This is a genomic window from Paucibacter sp. KBW04, assembly GCF_003852425.1.
GTDB lineage: Bacteria > Pseudomonadota > Gammaproteobacteria > Burkholderiales > Burkholderiaceae_C > Paucibacter_A.
Genome location: NZ_QAJN01000002.1, coordinates 221,996 through 238,023 on the forward strand (window position 1 = coordinate 221,996; position 16,028 = coordinate 238,023).

Here is a 16,028-nt window from a genome sequence, read left to right on the forward strand (position 1 = left end):
CGGTTTAGCGCTTGGGTGCGAAGGCCGCGTCGCCGAACTGCCAGAGGAAGAAGCTCCACACATCGGCGGTTTCATCCAGGCGCTGCGAAACGCCCGAGCCCATGCCGTGGCCGGCCTCAAAGTCCACCCGCAAAATCGTCGGCTTGCCCTTGGCCAGGCTGTCCGGGTTGGCCGCCTGCATGCGGGCCGCGAACTTGGCCGGGATCCAGGCCTCCACCCGCGGGTCATTGGCACCGGTGGTGACGATGACGGCCGGATAGGCGCGGCCCTCCTGCACCAGGTGGTAGGGGCTCAAGGCATACATGCTCTTGAAGTGGGCCGGGTTGCTGACGGTGCCGAACTCGGCCACATTGGGCGCGCCGTTGGGCGTGGTCTCCATGCGCAACATATCGGACAGGCCCACCGCGCTTTGTGCCGCGGCCAGCAGATCCGGGCGCTGGGTGATGGTGCCGCCGATGGTGATGCCGCCCGCGCTGCCGCCGGTGCCGGCCAGCTTGGCCGGCGAGGTGTATTTGTTGGCGATCAACCATTCGGCGCAGGCGATGAAGTCCGACACCGTGTTTTGCTTGGTGGCGATATAACCGCCTTGGTGCCACTCTTCACCTAACTCACCACCGCCGCGCACATGGCAGGTGGCCAGCACGCCGCCCCGCTCCGTCCAGGCCAGGCGGGTGGCGGCAAAGCGCGGCTCCATGGTGATGCCGTAAGCGCCATAGCCGGTCAGGATGGTGGGATGCTGGCCGTCCAGGGCCGCGCCCTTGGGCGCGATGATGGACAACGGCACCATCACCCCGTCATGGCTCTTGACCATGACCCGGCGTGCTTCCACGCCCGATGTATCCACGGCCACCGGCTTTTGGATGGACAGCTGACGCGGGGCCTCGCCCGGCTTGCGTGGGTCGATCAGCAAACTTTGCGGCGCCTGCGTCCAGCCCTCCAGCAGCACCAGCAGCTTGCCGTCCTTCAAGGCGTTGACGCCGCGCAGCGTGCCTTCGAAAGGCAGGGCCACGGTGCTGATGGCGCCGCTCTTGCGGTCCACCCGCCAGAGCTTGCTCACGCCCGCGTCCAGCGCCTTCACATAGACCGCGTCATCGCCCACCTCCAGGGTTTGCAAGACGCTCTCACCGGCCGGCAGCACGGCCTTGAACTTGGCATTGGGTTTGGTCAAATCCAGGCTCACCAGCTGGCGGCGCGAGGCCGTCTTCTGCGTCAAGGCATAAAGCTTGTCACCCGCCAGCGCGGCGTGGATGACGCGGTCTTCGGGCCGAACGACCTGGCGCCAAGGCGTGGCCGCGCCCTTGAGCTGCTTGGCCGGGGCGACCCAGAAGGAATGATCCACCGCATCGCCATGCAGCACCTCGGCCAAGACGAAGTGAGAGTCCTTGGACAGGCGCAGATAGGGCAGATCAGGGATCGCAAACTTGTGCTTGGGGCTGACCTCCCAACCGAATACCGCTACATCCTTGGCCGCGTCCTGGCCCAGCTTGTGCAGATAGACGGCGCTCTTGTTGTAGCGCTCGTCGGCGGGGTGGCGGTTGTAGGCGAAGCCGGAGGAATCCGGCAACCAGGCCACGCCGCCCTCGTTCAAGCCGGTGTGCGCGATGGCCTCACTCAGGAACTTGCCGCTGGCCACATCCAGCACGCGAAGCACGCTGTTCTCCGAGCCGCCCTTGGATAGGCCCAGGGCCAGCAACTTGCCATTGGGCGAAACGCTGTACCAGTCGATCGCATGCTTGCCCGGCTCGCCCGGCAAGTTGTTCGGGTCCAGCAGCTCGCGCTCCGCGCCTTCCAGCCCCTCGCGCTGCCACAGCCGCGCCTGGTTCTGCCCGGGCGCACGCTTCATATAAAAAAGCTTGCCCGCCACCACCTCGTAGCCACCCGTGCTCTCGCCTGCATCCGAGAGCTGGCCCAGGCGCTCACGCAAGGCCGCACGGCCCGGCAACTGGCTCAGTAAATCGGCGGCAAAGGCCGATTGCGTGCGCATCCAGCTCTGGAACTCCGGTGCCTTCATATCCTCCATCCAGCGATAGGGATCAACCACCACCGTGCCGTGATAGTTGTCGCTGACCGGCTTTTGCGGCGTCGCCGGGTAAGCGACAGCCTGGGCGTTCGCCTGTTGGGCAGCGAAGCCGCAGGCGATGGCCAGGGCCAGGCCCAGGGAAGTGGTGGAGCGCTTCAAACGTAGATTCATCATGGTTCTTGAGTTCCGTTCAAGACAACAAGAGGGCGCGCGCCAAGCGGGTGGCCGGGGCGCTTGCGATTCGGTGCTGCATCTTAAGCACGAGGTGGGCAGCGACGGCAAACTCAATCGGGCTGCGGGGAGCGGTTTGAACCCGCGTTTGAGGTTTTGTCTCGCAATGCGCGGGAGTTGGCCACCATGCCTTCGGCCAGGAATGCGATCAGCGCCACAAACAAGCCCACAGCCACGACGATGTAGAGCGTGGTGAACAGCTTGCCAAAGTCCGACTGCGGCGCCAGACCTGGGCTGCCGATGGTCGACATGGTCGTCACGCTGAAATAGAAGGCATCGATCCAGCTCCAGCCCTCCACCGTGCGGAAGAAAATCGTCCCCGAGCTCAAGGTCATGGCAACCAGCGTCAAGACACTGCGAAAGTCCGGCCTCGACCAGGCCTGACGAACACCGCCGAGAAATCTGAGGAGGGTCAGCAGCAGAGAGGTCATGAAGTCCCCGACAAGGCGTTGTGGATGGGGTGGGTATTGTGGCGTGACAAAGCACCTCCCCCGCTCAGCGAATCTCTGCCGACCAGGCTCGGCCGGCCTGCTCGTTCAGGCTGAAGCTCGCGGCGGCTCAGGCAAGGCAGAGCCGAACAACACGCCCCGATAGAACTTCCGGCCGCTTTGCCGGGCCGCAGCCCGCGCCGTCTCCCGCCGCCCGACCACCGCGCCGCGAAAACTGAACTGGCTTTGCAACTGCGCCCGAAAGCGCTCCGGCTCCAAGGCCAGGCGTTCCAGAATGGCGGGCGTGTCGGCGGACACAAGCCCGCGCTTACCCCTCCGCTCAATGCGGGCGGCCCAGTCCAGCAGTTCCAGATAGTCTTGCAGCTGATAGGGAAGCTGCTTGGCCGAGGGCTTGGCTTTGGCGAGACCCTCGGGCATGAACGGCATCAGGCGCGGCGGGGGTGAAGAGGGTTCGCCTTCCGTCTTGGCAGGCGTGGGGGCCGACTTCTCGGCCTGCAACAAGGCCTTGACGCGCTGCTCAATCGAGGTGAACTCGCTGGCCTCCGGCGTCGGCGCCATGCCCGCGCGCACCGGGTTCAGGTCCACATAAGCCATGCAGGCCAGCAAACCCACCTCGTCCAGCAAGGCTTGGCTGCGGAAGCGCCCTTCCCAGAAGCGGCCCGTACAGCCATCTTCCGCATTGGCCTGGCGCGCCAGCTTCTCGTTGAAGACCCGCATAAACCAAGACAGGCTGCACAGCCGTTCACGCCAGACCTGCAACATCTTTTGCGCCGCCGCGCGCTCGGCCGCCGTGCCGCATTGGCCCTGCAAATAGCGCGTGACCAATACATGCTGGCCAAAAAAGAGTTGCCAGCGCCGCGCCACTTCTTTTTCTGACCACTGGGCCGCACTTTGTGGATTCACCCGCACAACCAGGTGGTAATGATTGGACATCACGGCGTAGGCGGCCACATCAATTGCAAAGCCTGCTGCCAAGCGAGCCAGCAAATCCACCACCCAGGCCTTGCGGTGGCCGTAGTCGCGCTGGTTGTAGGCGTCCACCCCACACAAGAAAGCACGCCGCACGCAGCGACCCACCACGTGGTAATAGGGGGTTAGCGTCAGATCAACCAAGGTTTGGCGAGCGCGAGGCATGGTGATGACGGACGAGGATCGCGGGGTGGATCAGGGCTTCATGATGCTGGGGGAGCGCCGGGACGGCATCCTCAAATTGGTGGATGTCTATGAAAACAACCCTTCAGGCCGAGGCTCGCATCGGCTCAGGCAAGGCCGAACCCGCCACACGACCGGGATTTGATCGTTTTGTGAGCTGCGGGGTTTGGATCGGTGTCTCCGAGTTTCGTCTCGAGTTTCGCCAGCTTGGCTGGCGCACTGGGTGCCCCAGACAGCCTTGTCAAACCACCGACTGCTGACTCTGATTCAACAGTTAGGGTCTGGTACACCCATCAAAATTTCGGCGAAGTCAATTGCGGCTGTTGCATGGGTGTCTTGGACTTGTTGGACTTGGTCGACACAGGTCGACTCAGCAGTGCCACATCGGAAATCGTGGTCATTTGCTCCCTAGATCGAAGATATGTTTGAAGAACTGGTCAAAGTCACCCTGCTGATTCCAGCAGCCCGTTGCAGTCGGTGCAGCAAGAAGCATCCGTTCTGGCTTGGTCCATTCGTAGGAAATTTGTGTGTAACTGGCCACGATTTGGCCATTGGAAAGATCAATAACCTGGCGGTGCGATTTGCCGAACCGCTCATCAGTCATGCGTTCCCGGAAATCTCGATACCTGTAACGAACTGGATGATCTGGCGCCACGGGTGAGAAGATGAATTTCCGCCGATATGGGCCTAGCCAGCCATCAACGCGGACGTCATGCCATTGATTTTCTTTGTCTTGAAATCGAACGAATGCCACGCGCTCGAACCGGAAGGGTTGGGCCATGTCCTCGGGGTCATGCCCCTCCACCTCCCACCCCACATCCTTCTCCAATGGCGCGTAAAACCTCGGCCCGCCTTCCTCCCGGCACATCTTGTTGAACTTCCACTGCCCCGCAATGGCGTCCAAGTTGTAGATCACCGGGGCGAGCAGCAAGGCGCCGATCCAAAGCAGCGACTTAGGCATGAATGCCACCGAGATTGCAAACGAAGCGAGTGAGCTGGCAGGACAAGCGCTCGGCGAGGGCATCCTTCAGATCAATAGCAACTGCCGACTCAACGAGGCATTCCGCGCTTCGGGCGTCCTCAAGCTGGGCGTTGAGGGATATCTGTTGAATCCAAGTCATGTCCGCCCCCGCCTTGCCGCGCCAAGCCAATCGGGCGCGCACCTGCCTTGCTGTCATTGAGACCTCCCTATCCGGCGCGATGGGCCGCTTGATCAGGCGTGCAGTCTAAGCAGCCTGGCCCTAGTTTCGCGCAAGGGAAAAAACACCGCCGCACATGGCCGCCGAGCCCGCTGCCCCACTCTCGGGAAGCCCCTCCCGCCAATCAGCGACAATCCCCACCCTATGTTTGCACTGTTCGATGAAGCCGGAAAATTCCTCGCCGGCCGCGTGATGTCTGAAGCCGATAGTTCGATGCAGGTCGAACTGGAATCAGGCAAGCGCGTCAAAGTGAAAGCGGCCAATGTGCTGCTTAAATTTGAAAAACCCTCGCCCGCCGAGTTGATCGCCGAAGGCCAGCGCCTGGCCCAGGAGATCGACCTCGACCTGGCCTGGGAGTTCGCGCCCGAGGGCGAGTTCGGCTTTGCCGATCTGGCTCGCGATTACTTCGACGCCAAGTGCAGCACCGCCCACCAGGTGGGAGCGCTGTTCCGCCTGTTTGAGGCGCCGCATTACTTCCGCCGCGCCGGCAAGGGCCAGTTCAAGAAGGCGGCGGAAGAAACCGTCAAGGCCGCCTTGCTGGGCATTGAGCGCAAGCGCCAGCAAGCGCTGCAGATCGAGCAATGGGCCACCGAGCTGGCGGCCGGCACATGCCCGCAGCCGATTGCCGACCAGATTTACAAGATTCTGTTCAAGCCCGACAAGAACGGCCCCGAGTACAAGGCCGTGGTCGAGGCCACCCGCCGCTCGCACAAGGCCCCGCTGGACTTGCTGCAGGGCGCGGGCGCCATCACCAGCGCCTACCAGTTCCACTGGAAGCGCTTTTTGTTCGAGCAGTTCCCCAAGGGCGTGGGCTTCCCCAAGCTGGTGGCGCCGGAGATCAAGGACGAGCTGCCGCTGTCCAGCGCGCAGGCTTTCTCCATCGACGACTCGGCCACGACCGAGATCGACGATGCCTTGTCCGTGCAAGGTCTGGGCACGGGCACCGTCACCTTTGGCGTGCACATCGCAGCGCCGGGCTTGGCGGTGCAGCCGGATTCGGCCATCGACAAGGTGGCGCGCGAGCGCCTGTCCACCGTCTATATGCCGGGCTGGAAGCTGACCATGCTGCCCGACGAGGTGGTGCAGGCCTACACCTTGATCGAAGGGCGGGACTGCCCGGCCGTCTCCATCTACTTCAGCCTGGATGAAGCGACGCTGGCGATTCAAAGCAGCGAGACCAAGTTGGAGCGGGTGCGGATTGCCGCCAATCTGCGCCACGACAGACTGGACGGCGTGATCACCGAGGCCACGCTGACCGGCGCTGAAGTCGCGGATTACGCCTTCGCACCCGAGCTGGCCTTTTGCTTCCGCCTGGCGCAGGTGCTCAAAAAGCAGCGCGAAGTCGTGCGTGGCAAGCCGGAGAACTTCAACCGGCCAGACTACAACTTCCGCCTGGATTCGGGTGGTGCCACCGAGCCCAAGGGGACCGAACAAGTCAGCATCAGCACCCGGGTGCGCGGCGCGCCGCTGGACCTGATCGTGGCCGAGGCCATGATTTTGGCCAACTCCAGCTGGGGCGCCTGGATCAACGAGCTGGGCCTGCCCGGCATCTACCGCAGCCAGGCCAGCATGGCGCCTGGCATCAAGGTGCGCATGGGCACCCGCGCTCAGCCACATGCCGGCCTGGGCGTGGCTCAGTACACCTGGTCGACCTCGCCCCTGCGCCGCTATGTGGACCTGGTCAATCAGTGGCAAATCATTGCTTGCGCCAAGAACGGCCGCACGGCGGCCCTGGTCGCGCCCTTCAAGCCCAAGGACGCGCAGCTCTTCTCCATCATCTCGGGCTTTGATGCGGCCTATAGCGCTTACAACGGCTTCCAGAATGGCATCGAGCGTTTCTGGACCCTGCGCTATCTGGTGCAGAACAACATCACCGAGCTGACCGCCACCGTGATGAAGGACGGCCTGGTGCGTGCCGACGAACTGCCCCTGGTCTTCAAGGCCCTGGGCTGCGAGCCGCTGGCACGTGGCGCGCACGTCAAGGTGCGCATCACCGGCACGGACGAGATGACGCTGGACGTGCATGCCACCCTGATCGAACGCCTGGATGAGGTGGCCACCGAAGTCGCCGATGCCGAGGAAGACGATGAGGACACCGGCGCCGGCCCTCTGACGCTGGCCCTGGACCTCACGGAAGGCGAGGACGCAGCCGCGCCCGCAACCGAGGTCGCAGCACCTTAGCAATGCGCTGGCGGCCCACCACCCTCCAGATCGCCCTGGCGGCCTCCCTGCTTTTGCACGGGGGCCTGCTCACTCTGCGCCTGGTGGACCCGAATCGCTTTGACCGGCTGTTTCAGGACACGCCGCTGGAAGTCATCCTCGTCAACAGCCGCAGCAGCGAGGCGCCGACCAAGGCCACGGCCCTGGCCCAGGCCAATCTGGCCGGCGGCGGCGAGATGGAGGCGGGCCGAGCAACCTCGCCCCTGCCGCCCTCCAAGCTGATGGAAGTGGGCGAGGCGGTGGAGACGCAACACACGCAGATCGCCCAGCTGAAAGAGCAGGAGCAGCAGCTGCTGACTCAGGTGCGGCGTGAGCTGGCCCAGATGCCCGCCCCCGACCCGCAACGCGACAAAGGCTCGGAAGCCGCCCGCGAGCAGGCCGAGCGCCGCCGCGCCCTGGTGCAGCTGCTGGCCGAAATTGAAAAACGCGTCAACGAGGAAAGCGCCCGCCCGCGCAAGCGCTACATCAGCCCGGCCACCCGCGAGGTGGTCTACGCCCTGTATTACGACAATCTGCGCCATCGCATCGAGGAGCGCGGCACCCGTGACTTCCCCGAGCACAAGGGCCGCAAGCTCTACGGCGAGCTGACCATGAATATCCATGTGGATCAGCGCGGCCGGGTGATAGAAACCGATATCGTGGCGCCCTCGGGCGACGCCAATCTGGACCGCCGGGCCGTGGCCATCGTGCGGGCCGCCTCGCCCTTTGGCAATTTCACCCCGGCCATGCGCCAGGGCGCCGAGGTGCTGGTGATCACCTCACGCTTTCGCTTCACCCGCGAAGACGGCTTGGAGACCAGCGTGAGCGGCAGTAGCAGCAGCAACCCGTAGACAAGAACAGGCAGTACCGATGACCGCTCCAGTTAGGCAACTTGCGCGCTACGCCGTGGCCGGCAACCCGGTGGCGCACAGCCGCTCGCCCGCCATCCACGCCGAGTTTGCTCGCCAGTGCGGCATGAATCAGGCCATGAGCTACGAGCGCCTGCTTTGCCCGCTGGACGCTTTTGCCCCCACCGTTCAAGCTTTTGCGGCGGCCGGCGGGCGCGGCTGCAATATCACCGTGCCTTTCAAATTTGAGGCCCACGCCCTGGCAGCAAAGCTCACCCAACGGGCGCAGCTGGCCGGCGCGGTCAACACCTTGCGCTTTGATGCGGAAAGCGAGGGCGGCTGGCTGGGCGACAACACCGACGGCGCCGGCCTGGTGCGCGATATCGAGATCAATGCCCAGCGCCCCCTGGTCGGCCAGCGCCTGCTGCTGCTGGGCGCGGGCGGCGCCTCGGCCGGCGTGCTGGGCAGCCTGATCGCCCAGCGGCCCACTGAGATTTGCATCGCCAACCGCAGCGTCGACAAGGCCCAGGCCTTGGTCGATCAGCACGCAAACTGGGCCGCCGAGCATGGCGTGCGCCTGAGCGCCCACGCTTTGCAGGACTGCGGCCGGGGCTTTGACGTCTTGATCAACGCCACCAGTGCCAGCCTGGCCGGTGCAGGCGTGCCGGTCGCGCCCGAGGTCTTGAAACCCGGCGCCCTGGCCCTGGACATGATGTATGGCCCGGCCGCCGCGCCCTTTTTGGACTGGGCCCGCGCCCAAGGCGCCGAGCCGCGTGATGGCCTGGGCATGTTGGTTGAGCAAGCGGCCGAGGCTTTTGAGCTCTGGCGCGGCGCCAAGCCGGACTCCGCCGCCGTACTGCGCCAGCTGCGGCAACAGGTTTCAGACGCCAAACCATGAAGTCGCTCGGCCGCTCCCTGCTCCGCCTGGCCGCCCTGCTGCTCTTGAGCCTGCTGGCCTTGCAGCTCTATTTCGCGGGCCGCATCGCGCTGATGAATCTCGTGGCGCCACAGTCCACCAGTTTTGAGCGTTCGGAAATCTGGCGGCTGGCGGTAGAAAAGCACGAGATCGCCTGGAGCCAGGAGTGGGTGGACGGCGATGGCCTTTCGCGCCAAATCAAGCGCGCGGTGATCGCCAGCGAGGACGCCGCCTTCGTCGAGCACAGCGGGGTGGACTGGGACGCGCTGGAAAAAGCCTGGGAGAAAAACCAAAAGGCCCAGGCGATCGCGCAAAAACAGGCCGACAAACGTGCCGAGCAGATGCAAAAGATAGCCGCCAAGCGACCCGCCACGGCCAAAGAGCTGCCGCCGCCCAAGCCCGCCAAAATCGTCGGCGGCTCCACCATCACCCAGCAGCTGGCCAAGAACTTGTTTCTGAGCGGCGAACGCAGCCTGCTGCGCAAGGGTCAGGAGTTCTTGATCACCTTCATGCTGGAAGCCCTGCTGGGCAAGGACCGCATCCTGGAGATTTACCTCAACCATGTGGAATGGGGCGAGGGCGTTTTCGGTGCCCAGGCGGCCGCGCGGCATTACTTCCGGGTGGATGCCAGCCGGCTCTCCAGCAACCAGGCGGCAAGGCTGGCGGTGATGCTGCCCGCGCCCAAGCGCTTCGAGAAGCGCCCAGGCTCGGGCTATGTCCTGTCCCGCGCGGCTACCATCGAAGCCCGCATGCCCGCTGTTGAACTCCCATGATCCCGGAACACTCTTCCATCAGCACCGAAATCGCCGCCACCGCCGCCCGCCTCGTGGTGGAGGAAGGCCTGGAATACGGCCCGGCCAAGCAGCGCGCCCTCAAACAACTCGGCCTGACCCGCAACTCCCGCGCCGCCTTGCCCAGCAATGAAGAGTTAGAGGACGAGGTGCGGGACTATCTGGCCCTGTTCTGCGCCGATACCCAGCCCGCCGAGCTGCGCGCCCTGCGCGAGCTGGCGGCCCGCTGGATGGCAAGGCTGGCCGAGTTCCGGCCGCATCTGTGCGGCGCGGTCTGGCGCGGCACGGCGACGCGGCTGAACAATATTCATCTGCAGCTGTTCTGCGATGACAGCAAGTCGGCCGAGATTGCGCTGATCAATATGAATGTGGATTACGAGGTGGGCGCGGTCAGCGGCCCGCGCGGCCAGGACGTCGACGTGCTCTCCATCGCCGCGCCCTGCCCGGCCTTGCAGGAGCTGGTCACCGTCCACCTGAGCATTCTCGATTTCGACGATTTGCGCGGCGCGCTCAAGCTGGACTCCCGCGGACGCAGCGAGCGGGGCGATCTGAATGCTCTGCAAAAACTGCTGGATGAAGAAAAGCAAGACTCCCCCTGAACAGAGCGCCAAGACATGAGCACCGAGATCGAATCGAACACCGGCGGCCGCCGCAAACTGCTGCTCGCCGCGGCCGGCATCGCCGCCGGTGCCGCCGGCTTGGGCCTGGCCTGGCGCCGCCATCAGGCCGAGAACCCAGCTCTGAGCCCGGCCGAGCAAAGCTTCTGGGCCGCCCGCTTTGATCGCCCCACACCCGATGCGGCCACAGGCGCCAAGGATTTGGCCACGGCCGATTTCCGTGGCAAACCACTGCTGGTGAACTTCTGGGCCACCTGGTGCCCGCCTTGCGTGAAAGAGCTGCCGGAGCTGGCCCAGTTCCACCGCGAGTTCCAAGTCGAGGGCTGGCAGGTGCTGGGTTTGGCGGTAGACGCACCGACGCCGGTGCGGGATTTTCTGCAAAAACTGCCGCTGGATTTCCCCCAAGGCCTGGCCGGCATGGTGGGCACCGAGCTGACCCGCAGCCTGGGCAATAGCCAGGGCGGTCTGCCGTTTTCGGTCGCTTTTGCAGCGAACGGCCGCGTAATGTGGCGAAAATTGGGCGCCACCAGCCTGGAAGAACTGCGCCAACTCGGCCAGGGCAAACTGGTCTGATCGGCCGCACCGCCGGGCCTTGGCTGGCGCAAAGCCGGGCGGCGGTCAAGAAAATTATTTACGAGGAAGCCGCGTGAACGGGCTTCAAAACGCGTAAAGTCCGGCCTTCTTCGCTTCTAGTGGCGCCACTCTAAGGTCGGCAACACGATTCGACGATGTCGCAGAAACAGATTCTTGTCATTCACGGCCCCAACCTCAACCTGCTCGGCACCCGCGAGCCGGAGATCTATGGTGCGCTGACTTTGCCGCAGATCAATGCTGATCTGGCCGAGATCGCCGCCAATGCAGGGGCTGAGCTAAAATCCTTCCAGAGCAATCACGAAGGAGAGTTGGTCGACCGCATCCAAGCCGCTCGCACGGACGGTTGCCAGTTCATCATCATCAACCCCGCGGCCTATACCCACACCAGTGTGGCCATGCGGGACGCCCTGGCCGCGGTTGCCCTGCCTTTTGTTGAAGTTCATCTGTCCAATGTTCATAAACGCGAGGCCTTCCGGCATCACAGCTATTTCTCAGATCTGGCCGAAGGTGTGATCTGCGGCCTGGGCGCCCAAGGCTACCGAGCAGCCTTGGCGTTTGCACTCAGCAAGCTGGGCTGAGCTTCCTGTCATCACGCACCAGTATCAAGTTCGTCGCGAGCGCTAGTTCGCGGCGAATTTGCATCCCGACGCGGCGCTGCTGTGCCTGCGGGATCTGAATCCCCTAAAACACAATAAACAACATCTCGCTGGAGAAACCTTATGGATCTGCGCAAGCTCAAGACCCTGATCGACCTCGTGTCCGAGTCGAATATTTCTGAACTTGAAATCACCGAGGCTGATGGCAAGGTGCGCATCGTCAAGTCCGATGGCGCCGTCGCCGTGCCCATGATGATGCAAGTGCCTGCCGCTGCCGCTGCGCCCGCCGCGGCGCCGGTGGCTGCCGCAGCTCCTGCCGCGCCGGTGGCCGCCGCCCCGGCAGCTCCAGCGGCCGAGACCGGTCACATCGTGACTTCGCCCATGGTCGGAACCTTCTACCGCGCCTCTGGCCCGAACGCCAAGCCTTTCGCCGAGATCGGTCAGCAGATCAAGGAAGGCGAAGCCATCTGCATCATCGAGGCGATGAAGATCATGAACGAGATCGACGCCGACTTCTCGGGCACCATCACCAAGATCTTGTGCGAAAACGGTCAGCCGGTTGAGTTTGGCCAGCCTTTGTTCGTCATCGAATAAGGTCTCGCGATGTTCAAAAAAATTCTGATTGCGAATCGTGGGGAGATTGCCCTGCGAATTCAGCGCGCCTGCCGAGAACTGGGCATCAAGTCGGTGGTGGTGTATTCCGAAGCCGACCGTGAAGCCAAGTATGTGAAGCTGGCCGATGAGGCCGTCTGCATTGGCCCGGCCGCTTCGGCGCAAAGCTATCTCTCGATGCCCGCCATCATCGCCACGGCCGAGGTCACCGACGCCGAAGCGATTCACCCCGGCTACGGCTTCCTGAGCGAGAACGCCGACTTCGCCGAGCGCGTGGAGCGCAGTGGCTTCACCTTCATCGGCCCCACGCCCGAGTCCATCCGCATGATGGGCGACAAGGTCTCGGCCAAGCAGGCCATGATCCGCGCCGGTGTGCCTTGCGTGCCCGGCTCGGAAGGCGCCCTGCCCGATGACCCGCGCGAGATCGTCAAGATTGCCCGCTCCATCGGCTATCCCGTCATCATCAAGGCCGCCGGCGGCGGCGGTGGTCGCGGCATGCGCGTGGTCCACACCGAGGCGGCCCTGGTCAATGCGGTGCAGACGACCAAGGCGGAAGCCGGTGCGGCCTTCGGCAACCCCGAGGTCTATATGGAGAAGTTCCTCGAGAACCCACGCCATATCGAGATCCAGGTGCTGGCCGACGAGCACAAGAACGCCGTCTGGCTGGGCGAGCGCGACTGCTCCATGCAGCGCCGCCACCAGAAGATTCTGGAAGAAGCACCGGCACCCGGCATCCCGCGCCGCATCATCGAGAAAATCGGTGACCGCTGCTCGGCTGCCTGCCGCAAGATGGGCTATCGCGGCGCAGGCACTTTTGAGTTCCTGTACGAAAACGGCGAGTTCTACTTCATCGAGATGAACACCCGCGTGCAGGTGGAGCATCCGGTGACGGAGATGGTCACCGGCATCGACATCGTGCAGATGCAGATCCGCGTGGCTGCTGGCGAAAAGCTGCCCTTCACTCAGCGCAATATCACCATGCGTGGTCATGCGATCGAGTGCCGCATCAATGCCGAGGACCCCTTCAAGTTCACGCCCTCGCCGGGCCGCATCACCATGTGGCACGCACCGGGTGGCCCGGGCGTGCGGGTGGACTCGCATGTCTACACCAACTACTTTGTGCCCCCGCACTACGACTCCATGGTCGGCAAGATCATCGTGCACGGCGACACCCGCGAGCAGGCCCTGGCCCGCATGCGCATCGCCTTGTCGGAGACCGTGGTTGAAGGCATTTTGACCAACATCCCGCTGCACCGCGAACTGATGGTGGATGCCAAGTTTGTCGAAGGCGGCACCAATATCCATTACCTCGAGGGCTGGATGAGCCAGCACAAGCGATGAGCGAGGCCGTCAAAAGCGATGCCCAGGACGAGGAGCCGAATGCGGCCACCTTGCACGAGTTGCTGCTGATCTGCGGTGAGGATGATGTGGAGACCGTCAGCGATGCACTGATGGAGCTCGATGCCTTGGCCGTGTCGGTGGAAGACGCCGACGCCGATACCGATGCCGAGAAAGCGCTGTTCGGCGAGCCCGGCATGCCCGCACCGCGCGGCGGCTGGCAGCGCTCTGTCGTCAAAGCCTTGTTTCCGAACGAGGCCGAAGCGACCGAATGCGCGACGCTGATCCTGGCCCAGGATTGGGCCGAGGACGTGCATGTGCAAGCCATTCAGGCCGTGGCCGAGCAGGACTGGGTGCGGCTGACGCAGTCGCAGTTCCAGCCGGTCGAGATCACGCCCGAGTTCTGGATCGTGCCCTCCTGGCATGAGGCGCCGCCTCAGGCCAAGCAGATCATGCGTCTGGACCCAGGCCTGGCCTTTGGCACGGGCACTCACCCCACGACCCGCATGTGCTTGCGCTGGATCGCCCGCCATCAAGACCTGGCCCCCAGCTGGCAGCGGGTGCTGGACTACGGCTGCGGCTCGGGCATTCTGGCCATCGGTGCGGCCCTGCACGGCGCCAAGAATATCGATGCGGTGGACATCGACCCGGCCGCCATCATCGCCAGTAAGGCTAACGCCGAAGCCAATCAGGTCACGCTGCGTGCCGCCCTGCCTGATGCAGCCCAAGGCGAGTACCCGCTGGTGATGGCCAATATCTTGGCCACGCCGCTCAAGCTGCTGGCCCCCCTGCTCTGCGCCCACCTGGCCCCCGGTGCCCACCTGATTCTGGCGGGCATTCTGGAGCGCCAGGCCGAGGAGCTCAAAGAGGCCTATGCCCCTTGGCTGAAGCTGGAAGTCAGCGACAGCGAAGAAGGCTGGATCTTGATGAGCGCACAGCGCATCTGAGAGGCCGAGTTTAGGCATTTGAAGACCTGCATCGCTCAGCAGCCGCGAGATCTCATGGCATGATTCGGCCATGAGTCTCGCCACCCGTTGTACCGCTTGCGGCACCATCTTTCGGGTGGTGCAGGATCAGCTTCGCGTCTCCGAAGGATTTGTTCGTTGCGGCCGTTGCGCCGAGGTGTTTGACGCCGGCGAACAGCTTTTCGACATCGACCGCGAAGCCCCTCCTCCTTGGCCTGCCGACGCTGCGCCCGCTGCCGCCCCTGCTACCCGTCAGGACGTGCCACCAGCACATCACGCAGCCTTCGAGCCCAGCCCGCCGCATCACCCACCAGCCAGCACCGCCTTCCACACCCCTGCGCCGCCGAACCACGCGCCCTGGCATGAGGAAGAAGAGGAAGCTGATGTGCTGCCGGCGCCGGAGGACCTGGACCTGATCACGGCCAAGGCGCAGGCCCAGCAAAGCGCTTGGGCCGACGCCGAAGCCGAAGCCGACGCACTCGAACAAGAACGCCCCGGCCCGGCCCCCACGCATCGCCCGGCGGCCGAACCCGGCTTCACCAACTCACGCCTGGAGCCGCAATGGTTTGAGGGCGATGATCAGGAGCCCGCACCGCCGCCCGCGCAGAGTGACGCTCAGGCTCGCCTGCGTGCAGCAGAACCTGCGGCCATCTTGATCGACCCGCCGCTGGAGGACGACAAGCCCGATGTGGTGCTGTCCAAAAGCCTGAGCAGCGGCCTGGCGAACAAGGACAAGGCCGGCAGCAAGACCAAGGACAGTGACGCGGGCAAGAAGCAGCCCAAGGCCGCAGCTGCAGCCACATCGCGCAGCAAGACAGCCCCCGCCGAACAAGCACCGGCCCCGGCCGGCACAGAAGAAGCCGGCCTGCCCGAGTTTTTGCGCAAGCCGGCCCGCGGCGGCGCCTGGCAACGCAAGCCGGTTCGCCTGGCGGCAGGCTTTGCCTGTGGCGTCTTGATCGCCGGCCTGGGTGTGCAGCTTTTGCAGCATTTCCACGATGCCATCGCCACGGTTGTGCCCGCCAGTCGGCCGGCTTTGCAAGCCTATTGCCAGCTGACCGGCTGCCAGATCAAACCCTGGCAACGCATCGAGCATATGGCGGTGGAAAGCACGGCCCTGAGCCAGCTCAGCCCGGGCAGCAACGGCAACCACTATCAGCTGGCCATCAGCCTACGCAACAAGAGCAGCTATGAGCTGGCCACGCCTTGGGTGGAGCTGAGTCTGACCGACTCCTCCGGCGCCCTGGTGGGCCGCCGCATGCTCTCGCCCGCCGAGTTCAGACTCAACCCGCCGGCTCCCGCCGCCTCGGCAGCAGGCCTGGCCGCCGCGGTGGCCGCAGCCAGTGCAGCCTCGGCTGCCAGCGCCACAGCCAGCACGGCCGCGCCCAGCAAGCATGAGTCCATGGCTGCGGGCAGCGAGTTGCCCTTGCAAATTCTGCTCTCCACCGGCGAGCAGCGCGTCAGCGGCTACAGCGTCGAAATCTTCTTTCCCTGACAGCCAAGG

General features: G+C 64.3%; 17 protein-coding genes. 13 read left to right on the forward strand and 4 right to left on the reverse strand.

All coding sequences use genetic code 11. The features are described from left to right. Nucleotides 1-4: 4 nt before the first annotated feature. The 3 genes from DBR47_RS04525 to DBR47_RS25430 all read right to left on the reverse strand — a co-directional run bounded on the left by DBR47_RS04525 (nucleotide 5) and on the right by DBR47_RS25430 (nucleotide 3,834). Nucleotides 5-2,191: a prolyl oligopeptidase family serine peptidase gene (locus tag DBR47_RS04525; protein WP_197046867.1), complete on the reverse strand. Its 2,187-nt coding sequence runs from the start codon at nucleotides 2,189-2,191 to the stop codon at nucleotides 5-7. A 113-nt stretch (nucleotides 2,192-2,304) separates the two neighbouring features. Next, nucleotides 2,305-2,601 carry a potassium channel family protein gene (locus tag DBR47_RS04530; protein ID WP_231512123.1) on the reverse strand — a complete coding sequence of 99 codons (297 nt, stop codon included), beginning with the start codon at nucleotides 2,599-2,601 and terminating at the stop codon, nucleotides 2,305-2,307. A gap of 186 nt (nucleotides 2,602-2,787) precedes the next feature. Continuing rightward, nucleotides 2,788-3,834, reverse strand: a complete 1,047-nt coding sequence (locus DBR47_RS25430) for a transposase (RefSeq protein ID WP_124447370.1) — start codon at nucleotides 3,832-3,834, stop codon at nucleotides 2,788-2,790. Here DBR47_RS25430 and DBR47_RS24530 point away from each other — a divergent pair. Beyond that, entirely contained in the window at nucleotides 3,833-3,997 is a 165-nt protein-coding gene (locus DBR47_RS24530; RefSeq protein ID WP_156089034.1) for a hypothetical protein, read from the forward strand. The genes DBR47_RS25430 and DBR47_RS24530 overlap by 2 nt on opposite strands. A gap of 252 nt (nucleotides 3,998-4,249) precedes the next feature. Here the strand turns inward: DBR47_RS24530 and DBR47_RS04540 are convergent, their stop codons facing one another. Then, nucleotides 4,250-4,813 (reverse strand): hypothetical protein, encoded by a 564-nt coding sequence (locus tag DBR47_RS04540; RefSeq protein ID WP_124447372.1) that lies wholly within the window; start codon nucleotides 4,811-4,813, stop codon nucleotides 4,250-4,252. Here DBR47_RS04540 and DBR47_RS04545 point away from each other — a divergent pair. From DBR47_RS04545 to DBR47_RS04600, 12 genes are all read left to right on the forward strand, one after another. Continuing rightward, entirely contained in the window at nucleotides 4,812-5,033 is a 222-nt protein-coding gene (locus DBR47_RS04545) for a hypothetical protein (protein ID WP_124447374.1), read from the forward strand. The genes DBR47_RS04540 and DBR47_RS04545 overlap by 2 nt on opposite strands. Before the next feature lie 162 nt (nucleotides 5,034-5,195). Continuing rightward, a complete protein-coding gene (locus DBR47_RS04550; RefSeq protein ID WP_124447376.1) occupies nucleotides 5,196-7,232 on the forward strand; it encodes a ribonuclease catalytic domain-containing protein in 2,037 nt (678 codons plus the stop codon). Between the two features lie 2 nt (nucleotides 7,233-7,234). Further along, nucleotides 7,235-8,101 carry an energy transducer TonB gene (locus DBR47_RS04555; RefSeq protein WP_124447378.1) on the forward strand — a complete coding sequence of 289 codons (867 nt, stop codon included), beginning with the start codon at nucleotides 7,235-7,237 and terminating at the stop codon, nucleotides 8,099-8,101. A gap of 19 nt (nucleotides 8,102-8,120) precedes the next feature. Then, nucleotides 8,121-8,996, forward strand: a complete 876-nt coding sequence (gene aroE / locus DBR47_RS04560; protein ID WP_124447380.1) for a shikimate dehydrogenase — start codon at nucleotides 8,121-8,123, stop codon at nucleotides 8,994-8,996. Further along, complete coding sequence (locus tag DBR47_RS04565) at nucleotides 8,993-9,787, forward strand: transglycosylase domain-containing protein (RefSeq protein ID WP_124447382.1); 795 nt, start codon at nucleotides 8,993-8,995, stop codon at nucleotides 9,785-9,787. The genes aroE and DBR47_RS04565 overlap by 4 nt, the downstream gene beginning before the upstream one ends. Beyond that, the gene (locus DBR47_RS04570) at nucleotides 9,784-10,404 is read left to right on the forward strand and encodes a hypothetical protein (RefSeq protein WP_124447384.1); all 621 of its coding nucleotides are present in this window, start codon (nucleotides 9,784-9,786) and stop codon (nucleotides 10,402-10,404) included. The genes DBR47_RS04565 and DBR47_RS04570 overlap by 4 nt, the downstream gene beginning before the upstream one ends. A 15-nt stretch (nucleotides 10,405-10,419) precedes the next feature. Beyond that, complete coding sequence (locus tag DBR47_RS04575; protein ID WP_124447386.1) at nucleotides 10,420-10,995, forward strand: TlpA disulfide reductase family protein; 576 nt, start codon at nucleotides 10,420-10,422, stop codon at nucleotides 10,993-10,995. Between the two features lie 155 nt (nucleotides 10,996-11,150). Then, nucleotides 11,151-11,594 carry a type II 3-dehydroquinate dehydratase gene (gene aroQ / locus DBR47_RS04580; protein WP_124447388.1) on the forward strand — a complete coding sequence of 148 codons (444 nt, stop codon included), beginning with the start codon at nucleotides 11,151-11,153 and terminating at the stop codon, nucleotides 11,592-11,594. Nucleotides 11,595-11,735: 141 nt separating this feature from the next. Continuing rightward, nucleotides 11,736-12,206: an acetyl-CoA carboxylase biotin carboxyl carrier protein gene (gene accB, locus DBR47_RS04585; RefSeq protein WP_124447390.1), complete on the forward strand. Its 471-nt coding sequence runs from the start codon at nucleotides 11,736-11,738 to the stop codon at nucleotides 12,204-12,206. 9 nt (nucleotides 12,207-12,215) lie between these two features. Beyond that, nucleotides 12,216-13,565 carry an acetyl-CoA carboxylase biotin carboxylase subunit gene (gene accC / locus DBR47_RS04590; RefSeq protein ID WP_124447392.1) on the forward strand — a complete coding sequence of 450 codons (1,350 nt, stop codon included), beginning with the start codon at nucleotides 12,216-12,218 and terminating at the stop codon, nucleotides 13,563-13,565. Nucleotides 13,566-13,615: 50 nt separating this feature from the next. Further along, a complete protein-coding gene (gene prmA / locus DBR47_RS04595) occupies nucleotides 13,616-14,509 on the forward strand; it encodes a 50S ribosomal protein L11 methyltransferase (RefSeq protein WP_124447722.1) in 894 nt (297 codons plus the stop codon). A gap of 70 nt (nucleotides 14,510-14,579) precedes the next feature. Next, on the forward strand, nucleotides 14,580-16,019 hold the full coding sequence (locus DBR47_RS04600) for a zinc-ribbon and DUF3426 domain-containing protein (RefSeq protein WP_124447724.1): 1,440 nt from the start codon (nucleotides 14,580-14,582) through the stop codon (nucleotides 16,017-16,019). Nucleotides 16,020-16,028: the final 9 nt, after the last annotated feature.